Genomic DNA, 12,257 nt, shown 5'->3' on the forward strand with positions numbered 1-12,257 from the left:
ATCGGGCAAAAGTAAGAGATTTACAGAGAAAATAAATTGCTGTTTTAGCTCTTACGCTATGCAGTTTTTGTCTTTATGGTGATTTTGAGCAATGGCAGCAATCGCTTTGAATTTTGTCCCATCAATCTGCCGATTATATTCAACATAGACCAAATAAAATTCTTTAACCAATTAGGCTGACGGGTGTTAAAACCCAGCGATTCATAATTACTTGCCCAAGCTGATTTGACACTAAAAGCATCCATTTCTTCTTGTGTTATCAAGCGCTCAGACCAGTTGCCTGTATTAGGGTCGCAAGTGTTGGTAGGATGCGAAATAGATTGAGGGTAAATTTTGGTTTGCAGATATGTTTCCAACAAGGTTTGTAAATCATCAAAATTTCTACCTCTTGTCAGAGACACTAATTCATTTATTTCATTTTCTGTGAGTTGTGTTCCAAATCTTTCTTGAATATAAATTTTTCTAATGTTTTTATACGCCCGATAATCATCCATTTGTTTTGCTCCTTTAGGGGGTGCGTGAAACTCATTTTCGTTTCTAATTTGCAATGCCATCAAGCGTTTGCGAATAATGGAATTATAAGGATTGGCACCTGTAACATGCACCTGAACAAGGTTTTGATTGAGTTGATAACAAGACTGAAAAAAGCCGGTCAAATCATAAATATGCTCAATCACATCGGTACTCACAAGAGCATCTATATGAGTGTTTAAAGCGTTGATGTCTCCTTGTACATAAGAATCTGCTCTTAAACCCAACTTATCGGCAATCTTTTGCGCATCGTGACAAGATTGTTCAAATATGTCCATATAAATCACATTGCCAATTCCAATCCATTTGGCATAACAAGACAGCAAACCCGTGCCTCCTCCGTAGTCAACCACTGTTAATTCTGTCCTTTGAAGTTTGATATGTTTGAATACTTCTTCAAAAATAGAACGATAAATCATGGTTCTATATGGCAATTCGTGTAAAAGTCTCTGCACATATTCGTGCGTGTATTCAGAAACTTCCGGCAAGACGGACAACCTATCCTGCACCAACGCTATAAATCCCTTGCTGTCCATCAATCTTTACATTCCATTAAAAGCAAGATGCCATCATCAAAAGAAATTTCCACTAAGCCACTTTCTTTAACCTTGTTACTTGAACCAAACCTGCCTCCGGGCTCTAAAACACCCTGGCTAATTTCGTATTGTAAATTTCGGGTATTAATATTCCTGACTGCTTTGAGCGGAATGAGAGAAAGATTTTCTCCCGCTCTAAAATACTTTTTAAAAGGGCTTTTAATTGGATAGATAACCGAATGGTCATCAATCATTTTGAGTGTAATTTCGTTTCTGAATCTTGCCATTACATTCAAATTGCTCATAAAATGGTCTGCCCTTGCGCCCGTAGCCCAAAGCAAGTTAGCAGCTTGTGTTTTGCGTTCTATGAGTAACTCAATACCTTTATGTAAGTCTGTTTTTTCTTGATCGGGAGTGTGAATTATCTCTGCCGGAAAAGGTAATTCGGGCGATAAAGTTCCCAGACTATCAAAATCACCTAACAAAATATCAAAACGAATATTACGCGCCATCGCTTTGAAATAAGCACCATCAAGCACCATAATCGAAGGACTCCATTCCACCAACTGATTCAATAAGTCTGAACTGCAAGGCATTCCGTTTGCTAACACCAATACAGGCTCTTGTCCTTCTTTCACAAAAAGATGCGAAGACATATCTGCAAAATTCTGTTATTCTTATGGAAAAGCAAGGGAATTAGTGTGGTATGTGGTAATTATATGAAAAGAATGTAAACGTATTAACGCCCTTGTGCAAGAAGTGGTTATAGACTCAATTCTATCTCACTATTTAATTTTGGACTTTGCTATCATAATGCCAAACCATAACCATGCTGCTGTGAACATAATACCGCCTATGGGGGCTAAAATGCCGAGAAATGAAAGTGAAATGCCATTTATTTTCAGGAAAAAATAGAGTAGAAGGTTAAACGAGAAAAAGAGCAAGCCAAGCAACATTAAAACCAAAGGTATTTTTGGGTTTAATGTTAAAATATTTGACAACAATACAATCACGAAAATACCGATACTTCCCAACATCAGGTGTCTTGTTGCTGCCGAGAACACCCTATTATAGTCAGGATTTTCCAACACTTCCTTGAGTGCGTGCGCCCCCATTGCTGTAAGCACAACAAAAATTGCCAGACCAAAAGAGGCTACAGTAAGTGCAAATTTTTGCAACTGTGAATATTTATAAGATGTATCCGTCATTTACAGAGTTACTTTTGCGCGAAATTAAACATCTTATGAGATTAGTAGCTATCGTTTTTCTATTATCCTTTTTTAACAGTCATCTTTACGCACAAAGTTGGTCGGGAATGAACCAGAGTAATTACAACGGAGCCAATGCATTTTATTCCAATACAGCAATGGCGGTTTCCTCTCCTTTTATGGTAAGTGTCAACGGTTTTTCGATGGGAATGAATTTTGAAAATAATTATCTTACTTATAAACTTCCTTTTTCTATGACCCAATGGGTAAGAGGCACTGTGCCAAGCCAATATAAAGACAGCAGAGGGAGAGTAAAATTCCAAAATGAATGGTTTGAAGAAAACTTAGACGGCAATCCAAAAAACTTTGATTTCAATATTGAAAACAGGGGTCCTGCCTCAATGTATAATTATGACAGAAGATTTGCTGTTGGCTTCTTTTCCCGCACCAGAATAGGTTTGCAAGGCTTTGGTATGAGCGAAGAAGTTGCCAGAATATTCAGATATGGACTTGACAGCACTCAAAACTTCATTTATAACCCACCAAATGAAATCAAATTTGGTGATGAAATTTCAGATAACTCCTTTTCTATCAACCTAAATTCATTTTCAGAAATTGGGATTGGCGGAGCAGCCGCACTGATTCACAACAAGTACATGACTGTAAGTGTTGGTGCAAACATCAAATACCTACTGGGAATGGGTACCGGTTATGTAAAAAACAATGGCACTTCTTTTAAAGTAAACGGATTTGATTCCGTAAGTTTTGGCAAAACTGATATTGAATATGGGTATGTACAGCCATCCTTTTATTCAAACTTAAACACCATCAATTTTATGAATGGCAAACCTGCAGGAAGCGGTTTCGGTTTTGACCTTTCAGCATATATGGAGTTAAAAAAGCCCAATCACAGAATCGGCAGCTATGTTGAAATACCGGATGTTGAATACTACTTCAGAGGAGGTATTGCCCTGCAAGATATGGGTAGTATCACATACAACACAGGTGTTATTGCAAGACATCTCCAAAACACAACCCCTAAAACATGGACACCCGGTATTGAGTTTGCGCAAGCTTGGTCAACCGGTATGGAAGGAGGTTTACACTATATGGATAGTTTAACCAAAGCCATGTTTCAAGTTACAGAATCAAATACAATCAAAGCTACTCTCCCTACCACACTCATGCTTCATGGTGATTTGAAAATTATATCTAAATTCTATATCGGAGCTCAGATTTCTCAGAGCTTGAGAGGGAAACAATCGGTAAGTTATCGCAAGCCGTCTTCTCTTACACTCGTTCCAAGATTTGAAATGAAAGGAGTAGAAGTTGCTGTGCCAATGTCTTTGTATAATGATTATCGCAATGCCAACATAGGTGCTTTTCTACGCTTAGGTCCTTTCTTCTTTGGAACAGATAATATTATCACTTCCATTAGCCGTTCTTCTTTCAAAGGTTTTAACTACTACTTTGGATTGTCTTATGGGTTTGGTAATTCCAAAATTGATGACAGACATTAAGTCAAGTGTTTTAGTTATTAGAATTTTAAACACTTTGTGTGTAAAACTACAATAGATAGCTTGGTTCTATTTATAGATTTGTAAGTGTGAAAATAGACAAGGATTTTTGGCTCAAATACCGGTATTTCATACTCATTGGAGTGTATGGAATTTGGATTACCTTTTTTGACTTCAACAGCTTGATTTCATTGGCTAAGATATCTAATGAAGTTCATATATTGGATAAAGAAAATGAATTCTATAAAAATGAAATAGAAAGTGCCAAAAGACAAAGAGAATATCTTTTTTCCAACTCAGCAAATCTTGAAAAATTTTCCCGCGAGAAATACCTGATGAAAAAGGATGATGAAGATGTATTCATCATTGTGGAAGAAAAGAAAAAATAAATCACCCTGTTTCTAATTCAAGAGAGTGTTGAAATAAAACAAAATTTATTGTGATGATAAAAATAAGCAGCGGTGCTTCGACTTCGCTCAGCGACCGCTATACTACGCTCAGCAACCGCTATTGAGCGGATTTGAAGCAGCGGGCGCTTCGACTACGCTCAGCAACCGCAGCGTAGTCGAAGCATGGTTGCTGAGCGTAGTCGAAGCACTACCTCACCAATGTCAATGTCCCTTTGTAATAATACTTCTTGCCGGGTTCTAAATACACTTCGTATTCTATCAGGAAAACATAAACTCCTGCTGCTACGGATTGACCTTTATATGTACCGTCCCAAACATGACCTGCATCACTGCTCATGCCTATGACTTCTCCCCAGCGGTCTAAAATCGTTGCCCTAAAGCTCTTGATGTTTACACAGTTAATCGTCAATACATCATTTAAACCATCTCCGTTGGGACTGAATGCACTCGGGAATGCACACATATCCGAAAACTCAGGGCAGTATTCACCCAAATATGTCGCTCCGTGTGTCTCGCAGCCTAAGCTGTCTATGGCTTTGTAATACACAATGCCCGTATCCATGCTCTCAAAGTATAAACCCGTGTAGCTTGTTCCATTGAAATCCCAAACTCCGATGATGGATTCTTCCGAGCGAAGGTTGAGCTTGTTGTATAGCTTACCTGTCCAGATACACATGCTGTCGGTGTGGGTCAAAATTACTTGAGCCGGCTCTTTCATATAAAGCTGCATGCTTTGACTTATACTGTCACAACTGCCCGTGATGGTCGTTTGCCATTTGTTTGGTTTTACTGTCAGTGAGATTGAGTTCCCTTGGTTCACTCCATCTATTGCCCAGTCTATTGCCCTGCCATAATAGTCGCGGATATTCAACGATGCGCCTTTGCATATCATCGTGTCGGTGGGAAGAATAACACAAGGGCAATATTCTTCTAATGGAATATGATAAACATATTCACAGCCTACACTATCAGTGAGAGTTAGCTCAACCATCCCCGTATCTGCACTTACAAACAAGCTACTGTCTTGCATTTTTCCGTTTTGGTTCCATGAGTAATGGACTTTGGGTTCGTTTGCGATTGCCAGCAACTTGTTAAAAGGTCTCCCTGCCGGTGCACAAAGACTGTCGGTGTGCCGCAGTTCATATTGCGGAGCAAACTTGCCGAAAACATACATTGTGTCATATTCTCCGTCAATGATGCCCACTATCATCTCTTTTGGTTTGGTAACCGTCATCTGAAATTTACGGCTTTGTTCACTGCTGCCATCTTCCCGTATCCAAGTGATTTCTCTGCCCAAATTTTCCTCAAACTCAAGCCGGCTTCCATAACAAGCAACGGTATCCGCAGGAAGATACCCCCCTATCTCATACAAATAAACACTGTCTATAAAAACATGCATGAAATATGAATTATAAGCTGCCTTAGGTATAGGTATAGCAGGCCCATCAAAAACAGGAAGTTTTATTGTATCATTTTTGAAATACTCATCACCAAATGCATCAAAAATCCACCTAACCATAGTCTGTTGGGATGTATCCCAAAAATTACCTATAGTGAGTTTGGTAAAAGGTTTGTCTGCCACAAACTCCCATGAATACTCTACCCACTCCCCCTTGCTCATGTGTGGACGGGGAATCCTGAATTGAGGTGAATATGTTGGTTGAGGATCAAACGGCTTCTGAGAGCGGAAAGCTATTCCTGTCCCTTTTTGAACACAAGCAATATCAGGGGTAGAAAGCAAAATACCTAACCCATCTGTTAGGTAAGAGGTGTAATTACCCGGTTGCTGTATGGGCGAAAACGTATAGATTCTTCTGAGTTGAGATTCTCTAATATATTTATTAGTTGAAAGTTTAGAATAGTCTATATACTTGACGGGATCCTGAGGTAGATTGAAGGTATCTATCCAATTATTGACTCCCACAAAAAAACCTATTTTATATTTCTTACCTACCGTTAAGGTTTGTTTCAAGTCATTGGTAATATAACCAAAATGAGAAGTAGCTGTGTACCAGAGAGGATAGTAAGCTACCCACCATGCATAATCTTCTAAAGCTATATACGCAATATATTTACCGTTTAGAGTATCTTTTGGTAAAGCATATCTCAGAGGGTAATCAAAATCAAGATTATTATAATTTTTATAAATATAATAATCCCTTTGAAAAACATCCTGAAAACCATAATCACCTTGGTTTGGTGCTTGGGAACGCCAAAGTAATTTACAAGAAAAATCATTCTTGAGTGTATAATAGTTGAAAAAAAAGCCGGAATGGTTATCTCTTACATCCAAGAATGGGCTTGTTGGATGATGTCTATTACAACAATTTCCATCTCTATCACCGCCTTCAGTTGACATACATGAGTTCCAATGATAACACGAATCTATCTGAAACTGATACCACTGACGTTCATAATATTTAGTCAAATTCGTATCAACGTCAAAGAATTCCTTGGGTTTTGTCTTATAGGGATGGCTGTCCGGAAACTCCTCAAAACTACCGTTCTGAACCAAGTTTTTAGGCTTGGATTGCGCTTGTACAGACAGGTTCAAACCTGTCTGTACAAACAACAATAATAAGAAAAAATACAATTTGCGGTATGTAAACAAAATCGAGTGCATATTAATGTCTATTCAACGATTATTCTACTTGTAGCCATTCTACTGCCCTTTATTACTTTCAGAATATAGACTCCGACACTCAGGGTTCGGGTATTTATCTGTATGCTCGGTTCAAAAGTAGTATAGCTGCTGATTAACCTGCCACTCAAATCATATATCTCACACTGCATACTAACCTTAGTTGCCTCAACATCCGGATTACTGTATAAGTCATCCGCTACACGAATCTCATTGGTAATGGAGTTATGGCGAATATTGATGCCTGATGTATTATTTTGATTGTTATCAGGAATCATAGAGGATGAGTTAAAGTCAAATCCATAGTGATCATAGAATTGTCCATAGCCGACATGACCACTTGGAGTATTACCATCAGGTCCTGAGTCCTCCATAATAGGATCATCAAGTGTAGTTGGCTCGTTCACATCCTCGGATGGAGGATTAAGTGGATTACACCTTGAATAAGAGGCACTATACCTGCCATCTTCCGCATCAAAATCAATTTTTTGAATTAAATGGTCAAGGTCTGAGAGATCTGATTCATATACAATGGATGTATTTCCATCTTCATCAAAAAAAATATATGTAAAATGATCCGCTGTGATTGTTACTTTAATTGCAGGCAATTTGATATTTTGATTTGTTCGGGACCTTTTACCCAAACCTGCTATGGCATTTATAATCTCCGTGGCTTCGCCTTTATAATGAAGACGGCAATGGTACTTGATTTTATTTACTTCATCTATACTGATTAATTTACCATTGTCTTTGTCATACTTAATTTTCCAATCGGGGACATTTGTAAGATCTTCAAATATAAGGGAATTATTAGGATCTACGTGATAAGTAGGAATGCTATTATCAAACAATGTAAACGGATACATCGCTGAATCGCAGTCGCATTTAAAAGTATAAAAATCAGCAGGTGGTGGGTTACCACCTCCCCCTCCTAAACTACATTCTTCATATATTCCGCCTAATCCGCTTGGCAACTGAATTAAAGGGTCGATGGGCGTGAGTTTATATGCCCCTCTACCTCCAACTCCATTCTTTCCAGGCGAAACTCCTATCCATTTAGAGTCAAAGGGCACGCCAAAATTTTCAAAAAACTGCGATTTTCCCGCTAAGATGGGATTACCTGCCAATTGAATGGTACCGGGTGCGCCTCCGTAGCTGCCATCTCCACCTCCCGCTGCATCTCCGGGTTCTCCGCTGCCACCCATTCCTCCTGAATAATATACATCAGTTCCAATAATAGTTCCGAATCCTCCAAAACCACCTGCACCGGGGTCCCCCCCCACCAATCCGGGCTCTCCGTTCTCTCCATTCGCACCGGATACATCTAACCACCTTGATATGTTTCGTTGTTTTAAGTCTCCGTCTTCTATATATTTGGTTTTGAGCAGTATGATACCTCCTCCTCTGGCTCCCCTACCTTGATTGCCTCCTTTACCGCCTTGCGAACCCACTGAACCTGCATTACCTGATACGGGTGTCGGTGCATTAGTCCCCCCTCCCGTGCCTCCATGTCCCCCTCCGTTACCTCCAATACCTCCTTTGTTTATGCCGGTTTCGATATAACCCGCATTGCCCATGATGGCTATACCAGTCGAAGCGCTCGGTACAGGGTAAGTTGTGTACATTCCGTTAGCAGGTGTTGGCAATATAACAGAACTCGATACCTGCGGATCTCCATCTGTTCCTTGATTACCTGAATGTTTATTATTGGGTGACGGATCCGGATCTAAACAAGGTTCATTGTATTGAGCTGACTCCCCTCCTCCTACTCCGTCATAATAAATATCTCCGGGTGCACCTTGTCCTCCTTTACCAAAACTATAACCATCCTCCGGCTTAAATCCACAACCAGCGGCTGTGATGACAGAGCTCTTCATGGTAATACTATTTGTCTTTAATGCCAATACTCCTCCGGTATTGCCATCCCATGGATGACATTTAACAAATACTTTATCTAATGTCAAATCCCCAAATTGCTCTAATTGAATGACTTGTACTCGGTCGTTAGGGTCTGCTGTGGAATAACCTCGGCTTAGCAAACTCACCTCTAACTCATCTCCGGAGGGGTTGACATTGATTATATCTACTTCTTCCCAATGACCAATATAAGTTGAACTGCCTATCATCTGAATCACTATCGCTCGGTTGGATGCTGAAAATGAACCTGAAATATTACTCAGATTTAGCTTCATATTGGCACCCCATGCCGTAATCGTGGTTACTTGTGCACGGTTGTCGTCCGCATACCATTCGCCTGAACTCGGATTAGCACGCGTCATGGACGGATACCCACTCATAAACTGACCCCACGACAGTCCCGAAAATAAGGTCAATATGCCCATCAACAGCATAGCCTTTTTACGATTGACCCTGTGTGTGTGTGTGTGTGTGTGTGTGTGTGTGTGTGTGTAACACCGCTGAACACACTTTACTCTGATTTTGTAATAATTGTTTCATATCGGTATTTTTTTAAATGAACTTCAAAGTTAAAACTATTTTTTTGATAAAAACAAATTTTTGGAGGATAAAAATAAACAGCGGTGCTTCGACTACGCTCAGCAACCGCTAGACTACGCTCAGCGACCGCTATACTACGCTCAGCAACCGCTATACTACGCTCAGCAACCGCTATACTTCGCTCAGCGACCGCTAAACTTCGCTCAGCAACCGCTATACTACGCTCAGCAACCGCTATACTTCGCTCAGCGACCGCTAAACTTCGCTCAGCAGCCGCTATTGAGCGAACTCGAAGCACCGTTTTACTCGGACTGACGAGAGTATGACTAAAGAAATACAAGTATTTACTATTTCTTCTTTCCCGCGAACATCATTAGGTAAGCTTTGACAAACTCATCTATTTCACCATCCATTACAGCTTGTATATCTGATGTTTCCTCTTGTGTACGCACGTCTTTGACCAATTTATAAGGATGAAACACATAGTTTCTGATTTGAGACCCCCATTCAATTTTGAGTTTAGAATCTTCTATTGCTTGTTTTGCTTCATTGCGTTTGCGCATTTCCGCTTCGTAGAGTTGTGATTTGAGCATTTGCATAGCAAGTACTCTGTTTTCTAATTGAGAGCGTGCTTGTTGACACACAACCACAATCCCTGTGGGCTTGTGTGTGATCTGCACTTTGGTTTCCACTTTATTGACATTCTGCCCCCCTGCTCCACCGGAACGGGATGTTTGCAACTCGATATCATTGTCTTTAATTTCTATGTTAATATTATCGTCCACCAAAGGATAGGCATAAACAGAAGCAAAAGAAGTATGTCTGCGTGCATTGGAATCAAATGGAGAAATACGCACCATGCGATGAACCCCACTTTCACTTTTCAAATAGCCGTAAGGAAAATCGCCTTCGAATTTGAGCGTAACGGATTTAATACCGGCAACCTCACCTTGTTGAATATCCATTTCGGTAACTTTCATTTTATGATTTTCGCCCCACATGATATACATACGCATGAGCATCTCCGCCCAATCACAGCTTTCTGTCCCTCCGGCACCCGAATTGATGGTAACAATAGCCGGCAATGTATCTTCCTCGTTCTGCAACATATTTTTGAGTTCCAAAGACTCTACAATAACAAGTGCTTTGCGATAAGCCTCATCCAATTCATCTGAGGTCATTTCTCCCGCAGCAACAAACTCCCCCATCACTTCAAGGTCATTGACAGAATTCTCAACTTCTTGATAGGCTTCTGTCCATATTTTTTTCTCTCTTATAATTTTCAAATGTTTTTCAGCCTTGTCCGGATTATCCCAAAAATTGGGGTCAAGAGTCTGGCTCTCTTCATCTGCAATCAGTGCTAACTTTTCTTCGATGTTAAAGATACCTCCTCAAGGCTTCTTGTCTGCCCTTCAAATCTTTAAATTGATCTGTATTCATGTTCTGTTTTTAGGGTGGCAAAGATAACCGCTAGTTTGCATAAATTTGCCATGCTGTTTAATGGCATAGCAGTTGCAAAAAAATCAGGGTATGAATAACTTAGGAATTTTAATCAAATCAGGGATTCTCGCACTATTTTTCAGTTTTGTTTTACATACAAATGGACAAAGTTCCAATTCTATTGTCAAACCCAAGATAAGTCCAAAAGATACGGTTCGCACACGCATTCAGGCACAAGATAGTTCCCGTCCTGCGCACAATCAAAGCAATGCAGTCAAAATCGGCTATGAAGTTGTTGATGGGGATTCTATTCCGGTTTATTTATTCAACGATGTGTATTTGCAATCCCTACAGAGTGCAGAGGAAATTAAGAGATACAAAAAATTAGTGCGTGATGTCAAAGTTGCTTTGCCTTATGCTAAACTTGCCGCCTTCAGATTGCAAATGATGGAAGACAACCTGAGTATGATAAAATCCAAACGTGCGCGTAAAAAATACATCAGTGAATGTGAGAAAGCCATTAAAGAGGAATTTATGAGCGATCTCAAAAACTTGACCGTAACACAAGGCAAAATACTACTCAAACTCATCCACAGAGAAACCGGCAAAACAACTTGGAATATTTTGACTACCTATGCCGGCACTTTCGAACCTTTGTTTTGGAATACAATGGCAAATTTGTATGGAGCATCCACCAAAGAAACCTTTGACCCTGTCGTAGATAGGGAAATAGAAGAAATCATTAAAAAATTAGAACTTGAATAATCAAAAGATACATCTGCTTGCTTTTGCTGCACATCCCGATGATGTTGAGTTATCTGCAGCGGGAACATTGCTCAAACACAAAGCATTGGGTTACACAACCGGCATCATTGATCTTACACGAGGAGAAATGGGCACACGAGGAAATGCTGAAACACGTCAACACGAATCTGAAGTAGCGTCATCCATATTAGAGATTGATGTACGTGAAAATCTGGGAATGGCAGACGGTTTTTTTGAAGAAACACAAGAAAACTTGCTCAAAATTATCCATATCATCCGCAAATACAGACCCGAAATAGTATTGGCAAATGCACTGTCAGACCGTCACCCCGACCATGGACGAGGCGCACATTTGGTTGCTCGCGCTTGTTTTTTGTCCGGTTTGGCAAAAATTGAAACCTCTCATAATGGCGAATCACAACAAGTTTGGCGTCCTAAACATATTTTTCATTACATACAAGATCATTTCATGAAACCTGATTTTGTGATAGATGTTACGAAATGGCACGACAAGAAATTGCAAGCCATAGCAGCTTATAAAACACAATTCTACAACCCTGACTCTCACGAACCCGTTACCCCTATTTCGAGCAAAGAGTTTTGGGATTTACTCACAAGCAAAGCATTGTTAATGGGTAGATATATAAACTGCACCTATGGTGAAGGGTTTATAGCCGCTTCTCCTTTTGAAATACAAGAACTCGCATAAATAAAAATCGGATTGTCATGTGTGACAATCCGATTTTTCTAAG

Annotated in this window: 11 protein-coding genes; 4 read left to right on the forward strand and 7 right to left on the reverse strand. The window is 39.8% G+C overall.

The window, feature by feature from the left end:
* Nucleotides 1–56: 56 nt before the first annotated feature.
* The 3 genes from M9892_03690 to M9892_03700 form a co-directional block, all read right to left on the reverse strand.
* Complete coding sequence (locus M9892_03690) at nt 57–1,067, reverse strand: class I SAM-dependent methyltransferase (protein MCO5253451.1); 1,011 nt, start codon at nt 1,065–1,067, stop codon at nt 57–59.
* Entirely contained in the window at nt 1,067–1,723 is a 657-nt protein-coding gene (locus M9892_03695) for a thiamine diphosphokinase (GenBank protein ID MCO5253452.1), read from the reverse strand. The genes M9892_03690 and M9892_03695 overlap by 1 nt, the downstream gene beginning before the upstream one ends.
* 129 nt (nt 1,724–1,852) lie before the next feature.
* The gene (locus tag M9892_03700; GenBank protein ID MCO5253453.1) at nt 1,853–2,275 is read right to left on the reverse strand and encodes a DUF423 domain-containing protein; all 423 of its coding nucleotides are present in this window, start codon (nt 2,273–2,275) and stop codon (nt 1,853–1,855) included.
* A 35-nt stretch (nt 2,276–2,310) separates the two neighbouring features.
* On the opposite strand from M9892_03700, the gene M9892_03705 reads away from it, so the two are divergent.
* Complete coding sequence (locus tag M9892_03705) at nt 2,311–3,795, forward strand: hypothetical protein (GenBank protein ID MCO5253454.1); 1,485 nt, start codon at nt 2,311–2,313, stop codon at nt 3,793–3,795.
* Between the two features lie 86 nt (nt 3,796–3,881).
* Nucleotides 3,882–4,181, forward strand: a complete 300-nt coding sequence (locus M9892_03710; protein ID MCO5253455.1) for a septum formation initiator family protein — start codon at nt 3,882–3,884, stop codon at nt 4,179–4,181.
* 208 nt (nt 4,182–4,389) lie between these two features.
* Here M9892_03710 and M9892_03715 read toward each other — a convergent pair whose 3' ends face one another.
* The 4 genes from M9892_03715 to prfB form a co-directional block, all read right to left on the reverse strand.
* Nucleotides 4,390–6,825, reverse strand: coding sequence for a gliding motility-associated C-terminal domain-containing protein (locus tag M9892_03715; protein ID MCO5253456.1), 2,436 nt, complete (start codon nt 6,823–6,825; stop codon nt 4,390–4,392).
* Nucleotides 6,826–6,833: 8 nt separating this feature from the next.
* On the reverse strand, nt 6,834–9,185 hold the full coding sequence (locus M9892_03720; GenBank protein MCO5253457.1) for a T9SS type A sorting domain-containing protein: 2,352 nt from the start codon (nt 9,183–9,185) through the stop codon (nt 6,834–6,836).
* Between the two features lie 86 nt (nt 9,186–9,271).
* The gene (locus tag M9892_03725; GenBank protein ID MCO5253458.1) at nt 9,272–9,598 is read right to left on the reverse strand and encodes a hypothetical protein; all 327 of its coding nucleotides are present in this window, start codon (nt 9,596–9,598) and stop codon (nt 9,272–9,274) included.
* Between the two features lie 49 nt (nt 9,599–9,647).
* A protein-coding gene (gene prfB, locus M9892_03730) for a peptide chain release factor 2 (GenBank protein ID MCO5253459.1) occupies nt 9,648–10,740 on the reverse strand; the annotation gives its coding sequence in 2 pieces (ribosomal slippage) (nt 9,648–10,679 and nt 10,681–10,740; 1,092 coding nt in all).
* A 90-nt stretch (nt 10,741–10,830) separates the two neighbouring features.
* Between prfB and M9892_03735 the strand changes: the two genes are divergently transcribed.
* Nucleotides 10,831–11,505, forward strand: a complete 675-nt coding sequence (locus tag M9892_03735) for a DUF4294 domain-containing protein (GenBank protein MCO5253460.1) — start codon at nt 10,831–10,833, stop codon at nt 11,503–11,505.
* Nucleotides 11,498–12,214, forward strand: a complete 717-nt coding sequence (bshB1, locus tag M9892_03740) for a bacillithiol biosynthesis deacetylase BshB1 (GenBank protein ID MCO5253461.1) — start codon at nt 11,498–11,500, stop codon at nt 12,212–12,214. The genes M9892_03735 and bshB1 overlap by 8 nt, the downstream gene beginning before the upstream one ends.
* The last annotated feature ends 43 nt before the right edge of the window (nt 12,215–12,257 follow it).

The organism is Bacteroidota bacterium (assembly GCA_023957335.1).
In the GTDB taxonomy this organism is placed as follows: domain Bacteria; phylum Bacteroidota; class Bacteroidia; order NS11-12g; family UBA955; genus JALOAG01.